This is a genomic window from Tenacibaculum singaporense, from assembly GCF_003867015.1.
In the GTDB taxonomy this organism is placed as follows: domain Bacteria; phylum Bacteroidota; class Bacteroidia; order Flavobacteriales; family Flavobacteriaceae; genus Polaribacter; species Polaribacter singaporensis.
In genome coordinates this window covers 1,335,515-1,356,366 of sequence record NZ_CP032548.1, presented here as the reverse complement: position 1 = coordinate 1,356,366, position 20,852 = coordinate 1,335,515, and the positions used below count along the sequence as shown (strand labels likewise).

The 20,852-nt window shown below is 30.4% G+C and carries 23 protein-coding genes; 13 read left to right on the top strand and 10 right to left on the bottom strand.

Annotated elements, in window-relative coordinates:
* Window positions 1–31: 31 nt before the first annotated feature.
* Together D6T69_RS06225 and D6T69_RS06220 are read left to right on the top strand one after the other, a co-directional pair.
* The gene (locus D6T69_RS06225; RefSeq protein WP_125066940.1) at window positions 32–2,485 is read left to right on the top strand and encodes an alpha-ketoacid dehydrogenase subunit alpha/beta; all 2,454 of its coding nucleotides are present in this window, start codon (window positions 32–34) and stop codon (window positions 2,483–2,485) included.
* Window positions 2,486–2,541: 56 nt separating this feature from the next.
* Window positions 2,542–2,814, top strand: a complete 273-nt coding sequence (locus tag D6T69_RS06220; protein ID WP_125066939.1) for a hypothetical protein — start codon at window positions 2,542–2,544, stop codon at window positions 2,812–2,814.
* On the opposite strand, the gene D6T69_RS06215 is transcribed toward D6T69_RS06220, so the two are convergent.
* The gene (locus tag D6T69_RS06215) at window positions 2,811–4,082 is read right to left on the bottom strand and encodes a DUF2851 family protein (RefSeq protein ID WP_125066938.1); all 1,272 of its coding nucleotides are present in this window, start codon (window positions 4,080–4,082) and stop codon (window positions 2,811–2,813) included. The two genes, D6T69_RS06220 and D6T69_RS06215, sit on opposite strands and share 4 nt — an antisense overlap.
* Window positions 4,083–4,264: 182 nt before the next feature.
* Here D6T69_RS06215 and D6T69_RS06210 point away from each other — a divergent pair, with 182 nt between their 5' ends.
* The 6 genes from D6T69_RS06210 to D6T69_RS06190 all read left to right on the top strand — a co-directional run bounded on the left by D6T69_RS06210 (window position 4,265) and on the right by D6T69_RS06190 (window position 8,051).
* Window positions 4,265–4,894: an NAD(P)H-dependent oxidoreductase gene (locus tag D6T69_RS06210; RefSeq protein WP_125066937.1), complete on the top strand. Its 630-nt coding sequence runs from the start codon at window positions 4,265–4,267 to the stop codon at window positions 4,892–4,894.
* 88 nt (window positions 4,895–4,982) lie between these two features.
* A complete protein-coding gene (locus tag D6T69_RS06205; protein WP_125066936.1) occupies window positions 4,983–6,428 on the top strand; it encodes a sodium:solute symporter in 1,446 nt (481 codons plus the stop codon).
* A gap of 20 nt (window positions 6,429–6,448) precedes the next feature.
* Window positions 6,449–6,904 carry a YciI family protein gene (locus tag D6T69_RS06200; RefSeq protein ID WP_125066935.1) on the top strand — a complete coding sequence of 152 codons (456 nt, stop codon included), beginning with the start codon at window positions 6,449–6,451 and terminating at the stop codon, window positions 6,902–6,904.
* A gap of 1 nt (window position 6,905) precedes the next feature.
* Window positions 6,906–7,079, top strand: coding sequence for a hypothetical protein (locus tag D6T69_RS15945; RefSeq protein WP_164506694.1), 174 nt, complete (start codon window positions 6,906–6,908; stop codon window positions 7,077–7,079).
* Window positions 7,042–7,557: a cupin domain-containing protein gene (locus D6T69_RS06195; RefSeq protein ID WP_240628379.1), complete on the top strand. Its 516-nt coding sequence runs from the start codon at window positions 7,042–7,044 to the stop codon at window positions 7,555–7,557. Before D6T69_RS15945 ends, D6T69_RS06195 begins: the two co-directional genes overlap by 38 nt.
* 62 nt (window positions 7,558–7,619) lie before the next feature.
* Window positions 7,620–8,051 (top strand): hypothetical protein, encoded by a 432-nt coding sequence (locus D6T69_RS06190; protein WP_125066933.1) that lies wholly within the window; start codon window positions 7,620–7,622, stop codon window positions 8,049–8,051.
* 53 nt (window positions 8,052–8,104) lie between these two features.
* Here the strand turns inward: D6T69_RS06190 and D6T69_RS06185 are convergent, their stop codons facing one another.
* A complete protein-coding gene (locus D6T69_RS06185) occupies window positions 8,105–8,728 on the bottom strand; it encodes a LysE family translocator (RefSeq protein ID WP_125066932.1) in 624 nt (207 codons plus the stop codon).
* 109 nt (window positions 8,729–8,837) lie between these two features.
* Between D6T69_RS06185 and D6T69_RS16160 the strand changes: the two genes are divergently transcribed.
* Entirely contained in the window at window positions 8,838–9,380 is a 543-nt protein-coding gene (locus tag D6T69_RS16160; protein WP_262706667.1) for a LysR family transcriptional regulator, read from the top strand.
* Window positions 9,338–9,730 carry a LysR family transcriptional regulator substrate-binding protein gene (locus D6T69_RS16155; RefSeq protein WP_262706666.1) on the top strand — a complete coding sequence of 131 codons (393 nt, stop codon included), beginning with the start codon at window positions 9,338–9,340 and terminating at the stop codon, window positions 9,728–9,730. The genes D6T69_RS16160 and D6T69_RS16155 overlap by 43 nt, the downstream gene beginning before the upstream one ends.
* Before the next feature lie 18 nt (window positions 9,731–9,748).
* On the opposite strand, the gene D6T69_RS06175 is transcribed toward D6T69_RS16155, so the two are convergent.
* From D6T69_RS06175 to D6T69_RS06155, 5 genes are all read right to left on the bottom strand, one after another.
* The gene (locus tag D6T69_RS06175) at window positions 9,749–10,894 is read right to left on the bottom strand and encodes a YaiO family outer membrane beta-barrel protein (protein WP_240628377.1); all 1,146 of its coding nucleotides are present in this window, start codon (window positions 10,892–10,894) and stop codon (window positions 9,749–9,751) included.
* A 119-nt stretch (window positions 10,895–11,013) separates the two neighbouring features.
* Window positions 11,014–13,425 carry an LTA synthase family protein gene (locus D6T69_RS06170; protein ID WP_125066930.1) on the bottom strand — a complete coding sequence of 804 codons (2,412 nt, stop codon included), beginning with the start codon at window positions 13,423–13,425 and terminating at the stop codon, window positions 11,014–11,016.
* 2 nt (window positions 13,426–13,427) lie between these two features.
* Complete coding sequence (locus D6T69_RS06165; RefSeq protein ID WP_125066929.1) at window positions 13,428–14,861, bottom strand: glycosyltransferase family 2 protein; 1,434 nt, start codon at window positions 14,859–14,861, stop codon at window positions 13,428–13,430.
* 15 nt (window positions 14,862–14,876) lie between these two features.
* A complete protein-coding gene (locus tag D6T69_RS06160) occupies window positions 14,877–15,998 on the bottom strand; it encodes a HEAT repeat domain-containing protein (protein ID WP_125066928.1) in 1,122 nt (373 codons plus the stop codon).
* A 7-nt stretch (window positions 15,999–16,005) separates the two neighbouring features.
* On the bottom strand, window positions 16,006–16,374 hold the full coding sequence (locus D6T69_RS06155; protein ID WP_125066927.1) for a response regulator: 369 nt from the start codon (window positions 16,372–16,374) through the stop codon (window positions 16,006–16,008).
* Between the two features lie 132 nt (window positions 16,375–16,506).
* Between D6T69_RS06155 and D6T69_RS06150 the strand changes: the two genes are divergently transcribed.
* From D6T69_RS06150 to D6T69_RS06140, 3 genes are all read left to right on the top strand, one after another.
* The gene (locus D6T69_RS06150) at window positions 16,507–16,887 is read left to right on the top strand and encodes an Hpt domain-containing protein (protein WP_125066926.1); all 381 of its coding nucleotides are present in this window, start codon (window positions 16,507–16,509) and stop codon (window positions 16,885–16,887) included.
* Window positions 16,888–16,982: 95 nt separating this feature from the next.
* Window positions 16,983–18,857, top strand: a complete 1,875-nt coding sequence (locus D6T69_RS06145) for a sensor histidine kinase (RefSeq protein ID WP_164506693.1) — start codon at window positions 16,983–16,985, stop codon at window positions 18,855–18,857.
* 2 nt (window positions 18,858–18,859) lie between these two features.
* On the top strand, window positions 18,860–19,282 hold the full coding sequence (locus D6T69_RS06140) for a response regulator (RefSeq protein ID WP_125066924.1): 423 nt from the start codon (window positions 18,860–18,862) through the stop codon (window positions 19,280–19,282).
* Window positions 19,283–19,342: 60 nt separating this feature from the next.
* On the opposite strand, the gene D6T69_RS06135 is transcribed toward D6T69_RS06140, so the two are convergent.
* The 3 genes from D6T69_RS06135 to D6T69_RS06125 form a co-directional block, all read right to left on the bottom strand.
* Window positions 19,343–19,600 (bottom strand): DUF6952 family protein, encoded by a 258-nt coding sequence (locus tag D6T69_RS06135; protein WP_028892839.1) that lies wholly within the window; start codon window positions 19,598–19,600, stop codon window positions 19,343–19,345.
* A 2-nt stretch (window positions 19,601–19,602) separates the two neighbouring features.
* Window positions 19,603–19,911: a thioredoxin family protein gene (locus D6T69_RS06130; protein WP_099214027.1), complete on the bottom strand. Its 309-nt coding sequence runs from the start codon at window positions 19,909–19,911 to the stop codon at window positions 19,603–19,605.
* Between the two features lie 89 nt (window positions 19,912–20,000).
* Window positions 20,001–20,642 carry a peroxiredoxin gene (locus D6T69_RS06125; RefSeq protein WP_121148250.1) on the bottom strand — a complete coding sequence of 214 codons (642 nt, stop codon included), beginning with the start codon at window positions 20,640–20,642 and terminating at the stop codon, window positions 20,001–20,003.
* Window positions 20,643–20,852: the final 210 nt, after the last annotated feature.

The window sequence follows — 20,852 nt, the reverse complement described above, 5'->3', positions numbered from 1 at the left end:
ATCTTTGTAACCATACCTAAATTAGATGATTATGACGCAAAATACCGAAATAGCTAATACTCAACAGCTTTCTTTTCAAGATTTTAAAAATGAAGTTTTAAAGGACTATAGAATTGCTCGTATTAGTCGAGAATGTAGTTTATTAGGAAGAAGAGAAGTTTTAACAGGTAAAGCTAAATTTGGAATTTTTGGAGATGGTAAAGAAGTACCTCAATTAGCAATGGCTAAAGCTTTTCAAAATGGAGATTTTAGATCAGGTTATTATCGTGATCAAACCTTTATGATGGCCATTGGAGAATTGACTCCTCAACAATTTTTTGCAGGATTATACGCACATACTGATATTGAAATTGAGCCTATGTCTGCTGGTCGCCAAATGGGAGGCCACTTTGCAACTCATTCTTTAGATGCAAATGGGAACTGGAAAAATTTAACAGCTCAAAAAAATTCATCTTCTGATATCTCTCCTACTGCAGGACAAATGCCTCGTTTATTAGGATTAGCACAAGCATCTAAAATCTATAGAAATGTTGAAGGTTTAGAAAAACACACCAACTTTTCAATCAACGGTAACGAAGTTGCTTGGGGTACTATTGGTAATGCTAGTACTAGTGAAGGTTTGTTCTTCGAAACTATCAATGCGGCAGGTGTTTTACAAGTTCCAATGGTAATGAATGTTTGGGATGATGAGTACGGAATTTCAGTACATGCACGTCACCAAACTACTAAAGAGAGTATTTCTGAAATCTTAAAAGGATTCCAACGTGAAAATGAAAGTAACGGATATGAGATTTTTGTAGTTAACGGTTGGGATTATGTTCAGTTAATTGACACCTACAACAAAGCTTCTCAAATTGCTAGAGAGCAACATATACCTGTATTAATTCATGTAAAAGAATTAACACAGCCTCAAGGACACTCAACTTCTGGGTCTCACGAACGTTATAAATCAAAAGAACGTTTACAATGGGAACAAGAGTTTGACTGTATTGCGCAAATGCGTAAGTGGATTTTAGAGTTTGAACTTGAAAATGAAAATGGAGAGACTTTAAAATTTATTGATTCTGAAGAAGATTTAATCAATATTGAAAAAGAAGCGAAAAAAGAAGTTAGTAAAGCTAAACGTGATGCTTGGAGCGCATATACAAACGAAATAAAAGCAGAAGTAGCTGAAGCTATTACTTTGTTAGATACCATTGCACAAAAAAGCAACAACGGTTCTTTCATTTCAAAATACAAAAACGATTTAGCGGCAATTGCTGAACCTATCAGAAAAGATATTTTAGTAGCAGCACGTAAAACGTTACGTTACTTAAGAGATGAAGATTTTGCTGAAAAAACTGCACTTCAAAACTTTATTAAAGCTTCAATTGATAAAGCTGCTGTAAAATATTCAGCTCATTTATTAAGTGAAACTGAATTAGCTACTGAAAATATTCCTGCCGAAGCTCCAACCTATGCTTCAGAAAAAAATATGGTAGATGCACGTATTATTATGCGTGATAATTTTGATGCAATTTTAGCAAAACACCCTGAGGTATTGATCTTTGGGGAAGATGCTGGTTATATTGGAGATGTAAACCAAGGATTGGAAGGTTTACAAGAAAAATTTGGTGAGTTACGTGTTTCTGACACTGGAATTCGTGAAGCTACTATCTTAGGTCAAGGTATTGGAATGGCAATGCGTGGTTTACGTCCAATTGCTGAAATTCAGTATTTAGATTATTTATTATATGCTTTACAAATTATGAGTGACGATTTAGCAACACTTCGTTACCGTACTTTTGGAAAGCAAAAAGCTCCTTTAATTATCCGTACTCGTGGACATCGTTTAGAAGGAATTTGGCATTCAGGTTCTCCAATGGGAGGAATTATAAATAATATTAGAGGAATTCATGTATTAGTTCCTCGAAACATGACCAAAGCAGCTGGATTCTACAACACATTATTAGAAGGTGACGATCCTGCTTTAGTAGTAGAGTGTTTAAATGGATACCGTTTAAAAGAAGAGTTACCGACAAACTTAGGGGATTTTAAAACTCCAATTGGTGTTGTGGAAACCATTAAAGAAGGAAATGACATTACTATTGTTTCTTATGGTTCTACCTTACGAATTGTTGAGGAAGCTGCTAAAGATTTAGCTCAAGTTGGTATTGATGTAGAAATTGTTGATGCACAAAGTTTATTACCTTTTGATATTAATCATGACACAGTTAAATCGGTTGCTAAAACAAATCGTTTATTAGTTGTTGACGAAGATGTTCCTGGAGGAGCTTCAGCTTATTTATTACAAGAAATTGTTGAAAATCAAAATGGTTACAAACATTTAGACAGTAAACCACAAACCTTAACTGCAAAAGCTCACAGACCTGCATATGGTACTGATGGAGATTACTTCTCTAAACCATCTGCTGAAGATATTTTTGAAAAAGTGTATGAAATTATGCACGAAGCAAATCCTGCTAAGTTTAAGAGTTTATATTAACATTAATATATATCCCAAACAAGAGCTTTGTTTGGGATCTTTTCTTTCACTATTATATGTCTTATAAAAAATATAATGATGACTTTTCTTTTGAAGTCGTTGAAAGTGGCCAAAAAGACTCTTCAGGTGATTATATATATTTTTACAAAATATTATCCTCTCAGCCTGAAAAAGATGTAAAGCATTTTTGTATCGAGAATCTATACCCTAAACCCCAAAAGGACAATCCTTTTTCTCCAATTATAATCGAATTTAAGAATGCTACTAATCTTGGGTTTCCAGAAGGCGATATCTATTATTATAAAATAAAAAAACTCAAAACATCTTAACCTTTTAACAAACTATTCCCTATTACACATTGTAAACAACGTTTCTTTATACAATAATTATTTTTTAACTCTAACAAAGCTTGAGTTTCAAAAGCATTTTTTGCTTCAATTTTTAATTCAGAAAACTTATTAATAATTGAGTTTTTCTCTGGTCTTAGTTGCTGTATTAATTGCAATAATTGTTCTTCATTCACCTCTCCTCTTTCTTGCTCATACACAAACCTTAAAGGAACAATCGTATTGATAATAAGTAAATCAATAAATGATTTTGTAAGTTTTTTAGGCGATTTCTTTGATGCTGCTTCAAAAGTATAATGTGTTTTCCAAAAGTCATTCACCTCCACCGAAAACAACATATAAAAATCCTTTAAGTGAATTGCTTCTAATGTTTGAGAGAATAAATGCTGATGTTTAAAGTATAGCGCTACTAACTGAGCTATTCTAATTGTAGGAAAGTTATTAGGGCGCATTCTAAAAAACTGAAACCGCTGTTTCGCTAACGGTTTTAATTGATACTTATGTTGTAAGTATTTATATTCTTTTTGTAGTTCTAAATAATAACCATCCTCAATTTTATTTTCTAGAAAACCTGCTTGACCAAACAATAATGCGGACAATTGTTCTTCGTTAAATCTTACTTTTCGTAATACAGAAAATTCAAACGACTTCGCTAACTCTAAAAAAGCTTCTCCATTTACTTTCAATCCAAAATTTTTGACTAATAACTGAAACAACACCGCTTCATAATCATTATTTGATTGTAGAAGTAATTCTTTTATAAGAATCGATTTATTTTCTAAACGTTCAAAAAACAAACGCTCTAACCAGTTATTTAATAAAAAAGAGTCTATTTCAGTTATTTGCTTTTCGCAAGGGATCCAACGTTGCTCTTTTGAAAACAATTTCTGATAATTTTCCAATACATCTTCTTGAACAAATCTTTGTAATTCTACCGTTGGTAATGGATGGTTATTTTTCATAAACACGTTTGTATCATGCTCCCATACGACGTGTAAAATAACTGCATCGTAATTCTTGTCCTTTTCATGATGATGTACATACCAATCTGATGATTTTATGTGAATTTCAACATTTCCTACCCATAACTGATCATCAATCTTCAATTTTGAGTTTAAAAAATCTGGTCCTGAATTCGTATTATAACTTCCTGAATCTAGAACTTCAATGATTCCTCCTTTTACGGATGTTAAGTTTGATTTGTTAAATAATTTGTATTGCCACAAAAAGTGTAAAAATTCTTCTTTCATATGCTTTCTTTTTCACTTTCAATGTACAAAATATTTCTATGATACTATCAATATTAATTATTCAAAGTATTTTTAGGCAACTTTTTATTCCTCTATTTTTGTCAAGGAATTTATCTTGTAGAAATCAATAAGCTAAATCTTGAAATATTTTAACCCTCAATTATCGAGTAAAATTAAACCACATGAATAGTATTGAAAATTTACAATGGCGCTATGCTGTTAAAAAATTTGACGAACATAAATTTCTTTCCGAAGAACAAATAAATATTTTAAAAGAAGCATTCAACTTAACCGCTACTTCTTACGGTTTGCAACCTGTAAAAATGGTGGTAATTAAAAATAAAGATTTACAACAACAATTAGTTGTACATTCTTGGAATCAACATCAAGTTGCTCAAGCGTCACATTTGTTAGTTTTATGTATTCCAAAAGAGTTAACCTCGGAGCATGTAGAAAACTATTTTAAACTAGTAAAGGACATCCGAAATACACCAGACGAAATTTTAAATCCGTTTAAAGAATTCTTAACAAACGACATTGATAATAAATCTCCAGAAGTATTATTTCAATGGATGAAAAATCAAGCATACATTGCCTTAGGAAACCTAATGACTGTAGCTGCAAATGAAAAAATAGACTCATGCCCTATGGAAGGCTTTGTTCCTGAAAAATATAACGAGATTTTAGATTTAGACAAGTATAATTTACAATCTGTTTTAGTGCTACCTGTTGGTTTTAGAGCAGATGACGATTATATGAAAGACTTAAAAAAAGTTCGCAGAAAAACCGAAGAAGTGGTTATAGAACTCTAATTTTGCAATTGTTAATTACGAATTATGAATTTGTACAAGCTAAAAACTAAATTAGTACATTCGTAATTTATAATTCGTAATTAACAGTATGCAGCCACTACATATATTACTCCTTATTCTAGCTTATTTTGGTGTATTAATTCTTATTTCATACATCACTGGTAAATCAGCAAACAACGCCACATTTTTTAAAGCAAACAATTCCTCTCCTTGGTACTTAGTTGCCTTTGGAATGATTGGGGCTTCACTTTCGGGAGTCACCTTTATTTCAGTCCCTGGGTGGGTTGAAGGCGATAAAATGAGTTATATGCAAATGGTGTTAGGATATGTGTTGGGATACGCTGTAATTGGACTCGTTTTACTTCCACTCTATTACCGATTAAATTTAACCTCTATTTACACCTATTTAGAAGGTCGCTTTGGTAGATATTCATACAAAACGGGTGCTTCTTTTTTCTTACTTTCTAGAACTGTTGGTGCAGCTTTCCGATTGTTTTTAGTAGCAAATGTTTTACAATTAATCTTGTTTGATGCGTATGGAATACCTTTTTGGGTAACCGTTACCATTACTATTTTACTTATTTGGGTATACACTTTTAAAGGAGGAATTAAAACGATTGTATGGACAGATACTTTACAAACACTCTTTATGCTAATTGCAGTTGGCGTATGTATTGTAATGATAAAAGATGCGATGCATATAGACAATCTATTTACCTACGTTGCTGATAATAGTTTATCTAAAACCTTCTTTTTCGACGATGTAAAAGCAGGAAATTATTTTTGGAAACAGTTCTTTTCTGGAGCTTTTATTGCCATAGTAATGACGGGGTTAGATCAAGACATGATGCAAAAAAATCTCACTTGCCGTAACTTAAAAGATGCTCAAAAAAACATGTTTTGGTTTACCATAGTGCTAGTCATTGTAAACTTTTTCTTTTTAGCTTTAGGAGTTTTATTAACAGATTATGCTACTGCTAATGGTTTAGACGCTCATAAAGACAACTTATTTCCTACCATTGCCATGAGTGGTGATTTAGGAATTGCTACGGCTTTATTCTTTTTATTAGGTTTAATTGCTGCGGCTTATTCTAGTGCAGATAGTGCCTTAACCTCATTAACAACCTCTTTTAGTATTGATATTTTAGAGATTGATAAAAAAGATAACGAACAAGAAAAAGAAAAAACACGAAAGAAAATCCACGTGTTATTCTCATTTATCTTAGTAGCAACCATCTTGATTTTTAAATATTTTATTGCTAATGAAAGTGTAATTGCTAAAATATTTCAATTTGCAGGCTATACTTATGGTCCCTTATTAGGTTTATATACTTTTGGACTATTTACCAAACTGAATGTAAAAGATAAACTGGTTCCAATTATTTGTTTGATAGCTCCAGTATTAACGTATATCATTAGTTTTTACAGTAAAGAAAAACTCGGATTCGACTTTGGATTCTTTGTATTAATATTAAACGGATTCTTAACTTTCTTAGGGTTATTAACTATACACAAAAAACACGTAAATTTATAGTTTACAAAATCTCACATAGCATGAAACCTTTTTTAATACTCATAATAGCATTGTTGTCTACCTCAATAAATGCTCAAAACAGCAATCCTAATTACGATGCTGAACTAGCAAAAGAATTAGGTGCAGACAACTACGGAATGAAAGGTTATGTCTTTGCCATTTTAAAGACAGGTAGCAACACATCTAAAAACAAAGAAGAGAAAAACAAAGCTTTTAGGGGACATTTAAATAACATCAATAGATTAGTTAAAGAGCAAAAACTCATTGTTGCTGGACCTTTTGGTAAAAATGAAAATTCGTTTAGAGGCTTGTTTATCTTTAATGTAAAAACCATAGAAGAAGCCAAAGAACTAATTAAAACAGACCCTGCTGTAAAAGCAAAATATTTAGATGTAGACTTATACAACTGGTATGGTTCGGCTGCATTGTCTGAATATTTAAAAGCTGCAGATAAAATCTGGAAAATCAATCCTTAAAATGCCTAAAAAAGGGAAAGCAAAAAATACGGTAAACAAAGCGAAACATACGCGCTTAATGAAGCAAAAGGAGAATAAACTTCGTTTGGAAAAGCAACGTACCAAAGAACGTTTAAAAGCCATTATTAAAAAAGCGAATGAACATAAAGAAGATGACAGCACAACAAATAATTAAAAAATTTGATTTAACAGAACATCCTGAAGGAGGCTTTTATAAAGAAACCTACAGAAGTAATGGAATCATTAAAAATGAACAACTGAATTCAAATTTTATAGGAGATAGAAATTATAGTACGTGTATATACTTTTTACTAACTTCTGAAAAATTCTCTGCCTTTCATAAGATTAATCAAGATGAAATATGGCATTTTTATAAAGGAAATTCCCTAAAACTACACATGATTTCTCCTAAAGGAGATTATTCTTTTGTTCTAATAGGAAATGATATAGAAAATGATGAACAACCTCAATTTGTTGTTCCTGCTGGTTATTGGTTTGCTGCTGAAGTTGTTGACGAAAACTCCTATGCTTTTACTGGTTGTACAGTAGCTCCTGGCTTTGACTTTCATGATTTTGTATTACCTAAGAGAGAAGAGCTTATACTGTTATTCCCTAAGCATAAAGAAATCGTAACTAAATTAACTCACATTTAATGTTTCTTTTCATAAAGAAAAGCTATTTTTATTCCCTTTATTAAACAAATTAAATTACCATTATGAACAAGAAACTTTTATTATCAATTGCTTTTACTATTCTAATATCTTCTTTGGGGTTTTCTCAAAAAATAAAATTAAAAAAAGGAAAAGTATTAGTAGATGGAAAAGAAATTTTAAACTATGAAAAAAGAGGACTAGGAACTGAACTAATTTTATATTCTTTAGACAGCAAAGATGAAATTGTTAATATGTTTCAAGAAAACAGCGGTACTCATAGCTATCTTGACGATGATTACAAAAAAATGTTTTTTACCAAAGATGAGATATGGGTTGAATCAAGCAGAGTAAGCAATAGAGGTTGGAAATACATGATAAAGCTTTTGCTTGAAAATAATGTTTTAGACAATGAAGGTAATATTAATTCTAAGAACTTAAAAAAGTTTGCCAAAAAATACGATGAAAACATAACTAATAGAACTGTACGATTCTAAATTTAAAAACCTGAGTTATAACTCAGGTTTTTTCTTTTAAGCATTATTTACTATTACATAAACGCTATTTGTAATCCCATCAATACAAATATTGCTCCTGATACTTTATTCAGTCTTATACCTATTTTTTCATTCTCTTTTATTTTCGTTGAAAACGATCCCGCAAACGATGTTAAAATCAAGTACCAAATAGTAGTCATTACCGCATAAATAACTCCCATTATTATAAAAGGAACTGGATTTTCTATTTCTTTTGGACTTATAAACTGCGGAAAGAACGCTATAAAGAATAATGCAACTTTCGGGTTTAATATATTTGTAATAAACCCCGATGTAAAGTTACTTTTTGCTGAATTTTTCTTTTGCTCTTCATTTGTTTCTGTGATCAATCCTTTTTGTGACATCACTTTTACTACCCCTAAATAAATTAAATAAGCCGCTCCTAAATATTTAATCAATGCAAAAAACAAAGCTGATTTGGCTACCATGATTGACAGCCCCAAAGCTCCAAATAACGTATGTACTAAAGCTCCAGTATTTAAGCCAAAACTAGTATACACACCAGACTTTCGCCCTTGACTAATTGACTTGTTAATTAAAAAAACAGTTTCTATTCCTGGTGTTAACACAAAAAGAATAGTTGCTACTAAAAATGCAATAAAATTCTCAATTCCCATTTCTTTACTTTTTAAAAATGATTACAAAGTTTTTTTATGCAAAGCAACTGCGGTTCTCTTTATTAAAAAATACTTATTTTTGATCAATTAATGCAAAAAACGCATTAAAATGACATTTCAACAAATTCGATATTTTTTAACGCTAGCAGAAGAACTACATTTCTGGAAAACAGCAGAGAAAGTTTATACTTCTCAATCATCGTTGAGTAGACAAATTCAATCTTTAGAAGAAGAATTGGGTGTCACTTTATTTGAACGAGATAAAAGAAATGTAAAACTTACCGAGGCTGGTGTATTCCTTAAGAAAAAGTGGGACGTTTTACTAGACGAATTTGATCGCACACATCAGCATGCTAAAAAAATAGATGAAGGTTCTTCCGGACTTGTTAGTATTGCTTATCCTGGCTCTATCTCATACAACTATTTACCAGAGTTACTCAAAATATTTTCAGAAGAGAAACCTGATTTAAAAATAGAACTTATGGAGCCTACTGATATAACACTTGAAAAACTTCTTTCTAGTTATCAAATAGACGTTGCTTTTAGTAGAAATAAAGTTTTAAATACTTCTATTTTATTGAAAGATTGTATGCTGAACCCGTTTGCCTTGTGGTTCCGAAAGATCATTGGGTTACAGAAGATTCTTTTGTAGATTTAAGAGATGTAAAAGACGAAAAATTTATTCTTTCAGGTTTACATCATACCACCTATTTTTCCTCATTGCTACGCAATATATTTAACACTTACGGCTTTGAACCTCAAACTCATATTGAATCTGATTTTGGAAGCATGATTTTAAATTTAATTGGTAGAGGTTTAGGTATTTCTATTTTGCCTTATTCATATCAATTTTCTTTAAACACCAACCTTCGTTTTATCACATTACCAGAAAATACTGAGTTATATATCAATTGGCGTAAAAATGACAATAGAAAAATCATTAAAAATGTAATTGAATATGCAGTAAAACTGGGTAAAAGCTACAATCGAAAATTTGTTTAATTTTACTAAATGCGACTCCTACCTAAACCTTAAATCGTAAGATATTCCCAAGGTGTATAACAAAAAGTATTCTCCTCTATCAAAGCTTTTTTCTTCACGTAAAATATTTACTGAGGTTCTCCATGCGTGCTTTTTATTGGAAGAGGTAAATGCATATTCACCGCTTATTTTTTGTGTTTTTAAATCAAAAACTACCGTTTGTTCTGTATTTACAGGAAATCTATCTATTTCTGGTGAAAACCCTACTCCTATTGCAACACCAAAGTAATTGTCTGCATCACTATAATATCTACGGTACGCTAGCGTAACTGACTTACTTGTACCATTATCGTTAGGAGTAAAATAAGGTCGTAACGACCAATAACTATTCCCTGTATACCAACCTACAGATCCTGTATAAATAATCGTTGTTTCATCAAACTTCAAGCCTCTAAAACCTAAAGAAACTTCTAAGCCAAGTGGTAGCGACTTATACAATTCTGCTCCATAACGCACCTTTGGAAATAAACTAGAGTTTGAAAAGCCTGCACTCACGTATGCGTATAAACCGTCTGTTATTCTTGGGTATAAATCTACTTCATATTGTATGTTATCAGTATCAAAACGTCTTGAGTAGTTTATTTTAGCTATAATACTACCATACTTTGTTTGTCTTGTATAATTAAATGTACTGAAGTGAGATGCATCTCTTTCATTTTTATGGTATAAAACCGTTGAATAACTCAACCCAACACTATTAAAACGCAATGTATTAGTTAAGCTTTCTTTATAAGAAATTGCTTCAGAATTGTTAGCATCAATACTAATTATCTTATCTAGTGTTATTAAAGCTTCTTCTGGATTTTTTAATTTTTCTTCCGACTTTGCCTTGAGATATAGTAAATCTGTATCGTCTGGAAAGTATGACAGTGCCTTTTTTACTAAATCGTTTGCTTTATAAGGTAATGAGGCATACAGTTCGTTTTTAATAGCCGCTATCCAATCATTTTTTCTTTTAGGATCTTTTTCCAACACATATTCAAATTCTTTTCTAGCTTCTTTATAGTTTCCATCCCAAGAATAAGTACTTGCTAAAAAAGATCGTACATCTAAGTAATTTGGATACTTTGTTAAGATAAACCGTAAGGCATCTTGCGCTTCCTTTCGCTGTTTGTTAAAAGCCATTTCTCTTGCTTTTTCAAAAGCTGTGTCTGGATTACCTTGAAATATTTTTTGCTGTGAAAAAACAGAGCAAACAAGTAACATTAACAATATACAAAGATTACACTTTATGCTTTTTAACATCATTCTTTTAATACTTTTTCTAATTCCACGTACTCCTTATTATCTGGATATATAGTTAAAAGGCTATCCATAATTTTTACTGCCTTATTTTTTTGCTTCAATCGTTGATGTGCTTTCGCTAGCTTAAAACTTATATCTGGATTTTTAATTTCATTTACATAAGCTTCTTTGGCAACAGTTATACTTTTTGTTTCTTGACCTGACCACCAATATAAATCTAACAAAGCAACATATGCATCATCATAAAACGGGTGCCTCTCAACAGCATTTAACAATAGTTTTTCTGCTTCTTTATATCTTCCGTCCCAAGACAATGTTCTGCCCTTTAAAATTCTTGCATCTGCATGATTTGGCATATTATTTAAAATAAAATCACAAAGTAATCTTGCACCTGCTCTATCTCCATCAAAAGCTTTTGATCTTGCTATTAAGAACACCTCATCAAATGTTTTTCCTTCTGTTACTCCTCTTATTACTTTTTGTTCTCTTTCAGTAAACTGAATCTTTTCCTGCTTTTTTTCATAAATAACATCTGGATAAATTTTATCCTGCTCAGTTACGTATTTATTAATTGCTTTAAACTCTTCAAAAGATTTTTTTACCTCTTTTAACATTTTTTCATTGTTAATTTTATGGGTTTCAAAAGTGCTATCTATCTTATATAAATCACCATCAGAAAACAAATATTCACCATAAATAAAGTCTTTCAAACCTCCTTTATAACGCATTAATCCTATTTTATGAATATTTCTAAAGTTTCTTGTAGTATCTAAACCTATTCCTAACCAAGCGGTTTGTTTCAGAGGTTCAAACGAATAATTATTCGTTAAAAAGGAATAAATACTTGGAGCAACATCTAAATGAGAAGAAATGGATTTAAAACGCTGTGTTTTTTTTAACATGGGACTGTATATAAGCAACGGAACATGAAATCTACATAACTTATCTTTTTGTTCTACTGGAATTAGTCTATGATCTCCAGTAATGACAAAAATTGTATTATTAAAATCTTCTCTTCTCCTATAACTCTCCATAAAGTTTTTTAAAGAATGATCGCTGTAAAGTAGCGTTGCATAAATTTCTTTTTTGTTTTCTATTTCTTTTTTTGGAACTCCAAAAGTTTGTGATGTTTTTAATATACTATCTACCTTCTTTTCATACATCTCTTTTTCGGGGAATACAAAAGGCTCATGATTAGTAAGCGTTGCTATCACATCCAACCTAGGTTCTTTTTTGTCTTTTAGTGTACTTATTACTTTTTTAAACATTTCTGCATCTGGATATCCCCAAGAAAAACCATCAACTCCTCCTGTTTTTATATATGATGGTCCATATTTATTTTCATCAATAATAAAATCGACATTGTTGTACTCTAAAAAGTTAACGATTTTATCAAAACTAGACTGGGTTCCTGTATAATAGGATGTTGTATATCCATCTGCTTTTAACACATTAAATAATGACAAATGTGCTGGTGCTTTTTTTAGCTCTAAAAAACCAGTATCTCCAAAAGGTAACGACCCAAGTAAAGAAGGTAGTATCCCAAAGGTTCTCCCTGTGTTACTAACAAAATTCTCCCAATACAACGATTGTGTTATTAGGTTATCTAAATAAGGAGTAAACCCACTGTATGAATTGCCATCTACAAATTCAGTCCCTAGTCCTTCCATTACAATAACAACTATATTAGGCTTTTTCAATGTTGTATTAAAAAAAGGACCTAATACATCTTTTGTTTCTTCTGATGGTTTTAAAAAAGGATACTCTTCTGCTTCTTCAGGCTGATAATTGTGTGTTTGTAATTTATCTAATTTAAACTTTAAAATATCTGTTGCTAAAAAACTGATCTTATTTTGATATTTAGCTTCATTAAATTCTGAACTAAAAAACCTCAACAGTATCACTAATACTAACAACCCTAAAATCGTTTTAAGAAAAAAGTTTTCTGGCACTTTCTTCTTGAATAGATATACAAGCACTAAAAACAACAAAGGAATAATTAAAAAAAGTAAATAATTAACAATAGAAAACGATTCGGAAGATGCTATAGTTTTGTAAATATCATTATACGAATACCCTAAAAGATCTGCTCCTAAATTCAAGAGAGTGGTTGTACTATACTTTACCAAAGAAAATTCTCCTATAATGAGAAGCACCCCAAAAGCTATAAGTGTTATTTCTGCTAATTTTTTATTTCCTAATCCTAATAAATAATATACAGGCAAAAACAATACTCCTATTATCACAGCTGTTGCAAAAGCATGCAACAACTTATACACTACAAATTTTATTATGTAAATTATTGTATGCACTCCTTTAAAACTAGCAAAAACCTCTACCACTCCTAGTAACCAAAACATTACTAACAATGCTGTAAGTATTCTTAAATATGTTAACAGTTTTTTTCTCATAATTATTTACTACCCAATCCTTTTCTTGTCATTTTTCCCCATTTAAGTTTTTTATTAAAATAGTAGTCTTTGTTTCCTTTTAAGGCGGCATACAAGACAACTGGATGTAAAATAAAGGGTTCTAAGAAAGCTGATTTTATTAACTGAAACCCTACTCCCTTTTTTTTATATTGATGAAAACTAAATTCTTCTGAGAAAATCGCTAATAAAGTATAGATTACTGAAGAAAAATAAGCCGCTAAAAAAAATCCGAGTACGTAACTCCAATGAACACTTCCTATAAAAAGCAATACTATAAAGTATATAATACCTAATGCTTCAATTATAGGTGCTAATCGTTCAAAAAGAAACCAATAAGGAAAACTTAGCATTCCTAAAACCCTGTATTTTGGGTTAAAGCCTATTACTCTATGTGTCTTTAATGTTTCAATTGTTCCTCTCGTCCATCTGTTACGTTGTGATATAAATGTTCTATAACTTTCTGGAGCTTCCGTCCAACATAATGGATCTGGAATATAGGCTACTTTATATTTTTTGTTTTGTTCTTCCATATACCTACGCATTCGAACTACAATTTCCATATCTTCTCCAACAGTTTCTGTACTATACCCTCCCACCTTAATCGCTATATTTTTATCAAACATTCCAAACGCTCCTGAAATCACCAACAATCCATTTAATTTACTCCATGCCATTCTTCCTAATAAAAAAGATCGTAAGTATTCTAGTATTTGTAACCTAACCAAGGTTGCTTTTGGGTAGTTTATATCTATTAGCTTTCCGTTTTTTATAATACATGAGTTAGCTATTCTTATGACTCCTCCAGATGCAATTACTTTCCTGTCCGTATACTCTAAAAAAGGTTTTATCATTTTTTGTAATGAATCTTCCATTAACAAGCAGTCTACATCAATACAAGCTACATAATCATTTTTACTAATATTTAATCCTACATTAAGCGCATCTGCTTTTCCTCCATTTTCTTTATCAACTACAATCAGTCTTTCAAATGCTGGGTTTTTAGACTTAAAAACTCCTGCTCTTATTGGTTTAGTTTTAATACGCTCATTTATTAGGTATTCTACTTTTTCTAGATTATAAGCTTTAATCAACTTTTCTAAACTATCATCTGTGCTACCATCATTTACTATAATTACGTCGTAATCTGCATAATGTATAGAAAGTAACGACCTTACATTCTCAACAATATTTAAACTTTCATTATAGGCTGGAGCTACAATTGAAATACCTGGAGCTAATCTTGATGATAAAATGTCTTTGTAATTAACAAAGCTATTTTTTCGTAAATACGAAATTGTTTCTTTTCTAGAATAAACAGCCAATATCCCATAGGACACTAAAACCAAAAATGAGTATCCTAAAAATAAAAAATGAATAATTAGTAATATATAATATGTAACACTTGAAGTATCCATAATTTTCTTTTTTACTTACGGTGTATTTTCTAAAAAATCAATAACCTTAAAACTCTCAAGCCCACTTATTTCATTTTTAATTCCTGTAAATTTGGAAGCATCTATTTGTTTTAAAGTTTTTAAGGCTAGTACTTTTATTTCAAAAACTTCACTAGTAACATGTTTTAACACAAAAGACTCTTCTTCTTTCGCTCCCATATTTTCTAACAACTTAAAAACTTCTATTTGTTCTTTTACTGTTAGTGTTTCATAAGTTTTTATCAGTAATTCTTTCGCCTCAATTATATATAAGTGATTTAAAACATTAATTGTTTTTAGACGGATCTCACTATTTTCATGTTGTATTAGCTGCAGTAATTCTTCTTGTGTTTCTCTTAAACTATAAATTCTCACTAATTCAAGAGCCAACAATATAACGTAATCATTTTTAGAACTTAACCATTTTCCAGCATCAAGTATTTCTTGCGATTTTATACCTTGTAAAGCTTCTAGAATTCCTATTCGATCCCAGACAGAAATTGACGAGTTTAAATTATCCAAAAACTCAAGCCCCTTAAAACCAAATAAATTTATAAAGTATAAATATGCTTGCCTACGGACTTCCATTTTGGGATGGTTGATAAATTTTGCTACTTCACTTTGAGCTTCTAATACTTTAAACCTTCTTAAATCTCTAATCCCTATTGAAACTATATGCCATTTATTATCTTTTAACTTGAATAAAGCTCGTTGATCTAACTCTAGCATTTTATATAATTGATTAATAGTATCAATCATACTACCAGAAACTTCTCCTTTTAATTTTAAAAGTGTATTGACAAATACCTTTCTATTTATACTAGTTGTTAAACTGAGTTTTATATTTGAGATGAGTTTTTCTTGATTACTATCAAGTTCTTCGCTATTTTCATATGCATACAGGTAGTCTACAATAGATATTTCATACTTCTCGCTTTCACTTTTAATATATGCTTCCCTTTTTCTTAAACGAAACCTTACCACTTTTAAAAAAAGGATAAGACTTAGTAAAACAAAAAAGAAAACTACAGCAAGAATCCAGATTATTTTGACTACAGCCGGAAAGTCTTTAAAAAAAGAATCGATAAATTGAGGGGGGACCATAAAGTTGAGGGACAAGTTTATTTTACATGAGCATTCTTTTTACCCTTATCACTAACTCATTAGGCATTAATGGTTTTACCATAAAATCATTTGCACCTAAATTAAACGCTTGTGTTACCATTTCTTCTTGACCTGAAGCCGAAAAAACAAGAATAGGGACATTCATTTTTAATACATTTCTAACGTGACTTATAACTTCTAACCCTGAAAGGTAATCCATCATAATATCTGTTAAAATCAAATCGGGTTGATGAGCTTCTATAAGTTCAATTGCCTTTTTTCCATCTTCAGCAACAAACAACTCATAACCTTCCTTTTCTAATTTCAGTTTAATTAATAATAAAAACACTGAATTATCCTCAGCTATAACAATTTTCTTTTCCTTACTCATTAAATTATTATTTACATACTTTTTTTACTAATTTTATAGAAAAATCACACTTAATACTCAAATATAACAAAAATATGTTAGTTTAACTACTTAATTACATGTATTAAAATTGTATTTCAAAAACTGTCCCCCATGTTAAAAAACAATTGTTTTCATAGTGAAATTGTTGATTTAGATTTTCTTAACAGGAATCTTTCTGATGATACTGATTTATACATTGAAATGATTTCTGTCTTCTTAACAGAGAGTAAAAAAAAGATTACTACCTTAAAAAAAGCAAGTAATGAAGAAGATTTTACTTTAATTAAAGAAGTTTCTCATTTTTTAAAGTCTTCATTTACTATCATGGGATTAAAGTCTAAAGACTTACTCCTTGAAATTGAAGAACTAAGCTCACAATCAAAAAACATTAAAAGAGTAAAATCTCTTATAAATTTAGTCATAGATAATTACAACGAAAGTATTATTGAATACGAAAGAATGCTCTCTTGTTTTTCAAAAAAGAACAATTAACTTTTTTCAGAGTCCCTCACTACATGAAGTCACAAAAACTTAAATACACAAGTTACTTATTCACTTATTTGCTATTATTTTTTAGCATTTTCACCATGCTTGAATGGTTTTTTCATAAGCAAATCCTATTTACAATCAATGAAAATGGAGCTACAACCAAATTTAACACCGCTTTGTTGTTCTTTTTATGTACAATAAGCTTAATAATTAGTAGAAAAAAACAAAGAAAATACAGAACCCCATTCTTTATCTTCACTTATACTGTATTATTTATCAGCATTCTAACCCTTATAGAATATATCTTTAGAGTAAACTTATATGTAGACAATCTATTCATAAAAGATACTTTTACAATAGTTAACCCTGGTAGAATGTCTGAAGCTACAGCAGTATGTTTTATCTTTTTTGCTATTGGACTTACAGGTTTAAAATCAACCAATAGAGCTTATATAGCCACTACTCAACATATTGCTCTTGTAACCTCAATAATTTCATTAATTACCATTCTTTATTTTATTCTAAGGTTTCCTATAGACTCTAAGATTGTTTTTTTCAAAACCATGTCTATTCAAACAGCAATATCTTTTCTTTTTATTTCATTTTTATTAATATCTAAATCTTACAACATAGGTTTTAAAGAAACCATTTTAGGAAATAGTGATGGTAGTAGATCTCTTCAAAAACTATTACCTTTTATCATTCTTATTCCGTTTTTTTTAAGTTTTTTCATGCTAACTTTAATAAATGAAAAAATTATTGGTGCTCAATCAGGTATTATAGTTTATACTCTAGTTTTAATTCTCTCTGGTTTCTTATACACTTATATTGTTTCTATCGGATTAAACAAATCTGATTACCTTAGGAGAACACTGGAAAAAAATTTAATTAATAAAAACTCAGAGCTTTTGAATTTTAAAGAAGCCTTAGATAAAATTGCTATTGTTGCTATTACCGATGAAAATACATTTATCAAGTATGTGAACGATAAATTTTGTGAAATTTCAAAATACTCTAGAGAAGAAATTATAGGAAACACCAATGAAATTGTCCGTTCTGATTATCATCCTGATTCTTTCTATACTGAAGCTTGGTTAACCGTTTCTTCTGGAGAGCCTTGGTTTGGCGAAGTAAAAAACAGAGCTAAAGACGGTTCTTTATACTGGACAGAAACTGCTATTGTACCCCTAAAAAAAAGAACAAATTATATTAGGGAATATATGGCTATACAATTAGATATTACCAAACGTAAAGAAGCTGAAGAATTACTTGCCTCTAAATATGTAAAAACCTTAGAACAAAAAAATCAAGAACTTGAGCAGTTCAACTATATAACCTCTCACGATTTACAGGAACCTTTAAGAACTATTTCTTCTTTTTCTGACATACTTTATGAAGAGTATCACGACAAACTAGACAGCAACGCTAAACAACTTTTTCTCTTTATAAAAAAAGCTACCCGTAGAATGAGTAGTTTGATTAAAAACTTATTAGATTATTCTCAATTAGGTCGCCAAAGAGAAATATCTAAGGTTAACTGCAATCTCTTAGTTAACGATATTATAGAAGATTTAAACAGTACAATTAAGCAAAACAAAGCAACTATTAAACAAAGTAATTTACCTATTATAAATGCCTATCCTATAGAACTTAGGTTGTTGTTTCAAAACCTTATTAGCAACGCTATAAAATTTTCTAAAAAAGACGTTTCTCCTCAAATTTCTATTAAAGCAAAAAAGAAAGATCATGTTTGGGAATTTTATGTAAAAGACAATGGCATTGGGATACCTGAACAATTTCAAAAAAAGATTTTTTCAATCTTTCAACGTCTACATACAGAAAATGAATATGAAGGTACTGGAATTGGTCTTGCACATTGCCAAAAAATTGTAGGAATGCATGGAGGAGAAATTGGAGTTAAATCAAAACCAGGAAAAGGAAGTACCTTTTTCTTTACAATACCAAACCAATAATTATGAAAAAACTACACACTATTTTATTAATCGACGACGATCCCGCTACCAACTTTCTTCATAAATTAATTATAGAAAAAGAAAATTGTTCCGAGCACGTCGTATCCAAACAAAGTGCTGAAGAAGCTCTTGAATATTTAAAATCTAAAATTGAAGACAACTCTCCTCATCCTGAACTTATCTTTTTAGATATTAATATGCCTAAAATGAATGGATGGGATTTCTTAGAAGAGTATAAAAAGTTCGATAAAAATAAACAAGCTAAAAAGATTGTTATTATGCTTACTACATCATTAGATCCTAATGATAGAGAAAAAGCTAAATCAATTAGTCAAATAAACGAGTTTCAATCTAAACCTTTAACTTCAGAAAAGTTAAAAAGTATATTAGTATCTAATTTTCCAACTATTTTTAATCATTCCTAGAACAAAAAAATCCCAGAAAACTATAAGTTAACTGGGATTCTATAAAATCTTTTCTAAAAACTATTGGTCAATCGAACCTAAAACGCGTTTCATAAAATTATTTAACGCTTCTTTTTTAGGTGTTCCGTCTTTAATCATTTTATCAACTTCAATTGCTCCGTACATGTTAGAGATTAACTCTCCTATCACGTCTAACTCTTCATCTTTTAACGATGGAACTTCAGTTAAAGCTTCAAGAGTTTCAATAGTTTCTAGTACGTAATCTTGATCGTTTTCTTCAATAAATGAAGTTAAGTGTTTAATTACTGGTAATTTCATAATTAAGCTACTTCGTTTACTAAATCTTTCAATACATCAAACTTGTTAGTTTGGGTTTGATTTACAAATTTACCATCAATAAAAGTAGCAAAGGTAGGTAAGTTACTTACATCAGCAAGTTTTCTACTCTCTGGAAACTTCTCTGCATCCGCAATTACAAAAACCATATCTTCGTTTTCAGAAGATAATTTTTTAAACTTAGGTTTCATAATGCGACAGTTACCACACCATGTAGCTGAAAACTGTACTACTACTTTTTTATTACCTGCAACAACCTCTGATAAATTGTCTTGACTCAATTCTTGTACCATAGTCTTTTATATTATCAATTTCGAAAGGAGCTCGTGCTCGACCCCTTCACTTATCTCACACGAACTTGTTTCCTTTCTTAAATTATATTTTAGATTGCAGCTAAGTACTCTGCAGTAGCTTTAGCGTTTGCTTGCATTGCTTCTTTACCTTCTTCCCAGTTTGCTGGACAAACCTCACCTTTTTCTTGTACGTGAGTGTAAGCATCAACTAAACGTAAATATTCGTTTACGTTACGACCTACTGGCATATGGTTGATTCCTTCGTGGAATACAGTTCCTTCTTCATCAATTAAATAGGTAGCTCTATACGTTACATTATCTCCTTCAACTTGTACAGTTCCTGTAGCTTCGTCATAAGTTTCGTTAGAGATGTCTAAGATACCTAAAATAGATGACAAATTACGATTACTATCAGCTAATAATGGATAAGTAATACCTTCAATACCTCCATTGTCTTTTGATTGGCTTAACCAAGCAAAGTGTACTTCTGGAGTATCACAAGAAGCTCCGATTACAATAGTATTTCTTTTTTCAAATTCTGGTAATGCAGCTTGAAAAGCGTGTAACTCAGTTGGACAAACGAAAGTAAAGTCTTTCGGATACCAAAATAACAACACTTTTTTCTTGTTTTTAACTGCCTCTTCTAATACATTTAATTTAAACGTATCACCCATTTCATTCATTGCATCTACGTTTAAACTTGGGAATTTTTTTCCTACTGCTGTAGCCATTTTATAATTTTTTATTGATTAATAATTTTTTACGAGCACAAATGTATTTCGTTTCTTATCATTAAAAGAGTGAAACTAAAAATATTTTTTTATTACATTATAAGAATTATCAATACTATTAAAACAACAAAATCAATAAACAAAATACCATTTTAAAAACCAACAACTTACAAACCAAAAAAAATAAAGAATAAGAATATATTATACCAA

Bases quoted from the DNA above. Each gene is read 5' to 3' on its own strand.
- D6T69_RS06225 (WP_125066940.1), top strand. From the start codon at position 32: ATGACGCAAAATACCGAAATAGCTAATACTCAACAGCTTTCTTTTCAA.
- D6T69_RS06220 (WP_125066939.1), top strand. From the start codon at position 2,542: ATGTCTTATAAAAAATATAATGATGACTTTTCTTTTGAAGTCGTTGAA.
- D6T69_RS06215 (WP_125066938.1), bottom strand. From the start codon at position 4,082: ATGAAAGAAGAATTTTTACACTTTTTGTGGCAATACAAATTATTTAAC.
- D6T69_RS06210 (WP_125066937.1), top strand. From the start codon at position 4,265: ATGAATAGTATTGAAAATTTACAATGGCGCTATGCTGTTAAAAAATTT.
- D6T69_RS06205 (WP_125066936.1), top strand. From the start codon at position 4,983: ATGCAGCCACTACATATATTACTCCTTATTCTAGCTTATTTTGGTGTA.
- D6T69_RS06200 (WP_125066935.1), top strand. From the start codon at position 6,449: ATGAAACCTTTTTTAATACTCATAATAGCATTGTTGTCTACCTCAATA.
- D6T69_RS15945 (WP_164506694.1), top strand. From the start codon at position 6,906: ATGCCTAAAAAAGGGAAAGCAAAAAATACGGTAAACAAAGCGAAACAT.
- D6T69_RS06195 (WP_240628379.1), top strand. From the start codon at position 7,042: ATGAACATAAAGAAGATGACAGCACAACAAATAATTAAAAAATTTGAT.
- D6T69_RS06190 (WP_125066933.1), top strand. From the start codon at position 7,620: ATGAACAAGAAACTTTTATTATCAATTGCTTTTACTATTCTAATATCT.
- D6T69_RS06185 (WP_125066932.1), bottom strand. From the start codon at position 8,728: ATGGGAATTGAGAATTTTATTGCATTTTTAGTAGCAACTATTCTTTTT.
- D6T69_RS16160 (WP_262706667.1), top strand. From the start codon at position 8,838: ATGACATTTCAACAAATTCGATATTTTTTAACGCTAGCAGAAGAACTA.
- D6T69_RS06175 (WP_240628377.1), bottom strand. From the start codon at position 10,894: ATGGCTTTTAACAAACAGCGAAAGGAAGCGCAAGATGCCTTACGGTTT.
- D6T69_RS06170 (WP_125066930.1), bottom strand. From the start codon at position 13,425: ATGAGAAAAAAACTGTTAACATATTTAAGAATACTTACAGCATTGTTA.
- D6T69_RS06165 (WP_125066929.1), bottom strand. From the start codon at position 14,861: ATGGATACTTCAAGTGTTACATATTATATATTACTAATTATTCATTTT.
- D6T69_RS06155 (WP_125066927.1), bottom strand. From the start codon at position 16,374: ATGAGTAAGGAAAAGAAAATTGTTATAGCTGAGGATAATTCAGTGTTT.
- D6T69_RS06150 (WP_125066926.1), top strand. From the start codon at position 16,507: ATGTTAAAAAACAATTGTTTTCATAGTGAAATTGTTGATTTAGATTTT.
- D6T69_RS06145 (WP_164506693.1), top strand. From the start codon at position 16,983: ATGCTTGAATGGTTTTTTCATAAGCAAATCCTATTTACAATCAATGAA.
- D6T69_RS06140 (WP_125066924.1), top strand. From the start codon at position 18,860: ATGAAAAAACTACACACTATTTTATTAATCGACGACGATCCCGCTACC.
- D6T69_RS06135 (WP_028892839.1), bottom strand. From the start codon at position 19,600: ATGAAATTACCAGTAATTAAACACTTAACTTCATTTATTGAAGAAAAC.
- D6T69_RS06130 (WP_099214027.1), bottom strand. From the start codon at position 19,911: ATGGTACAAGAATTGAGTCAAGACAATTTATCAGAGGTTGTTGCAGGT.
- D6T69_RS06125 (WP_121148250.1), bottom strand. From the start codon at position 20,642: ATGGCTACAGCAGTAGGAAAAAAATTCCCAAGTTTAAACGTAGATGCA.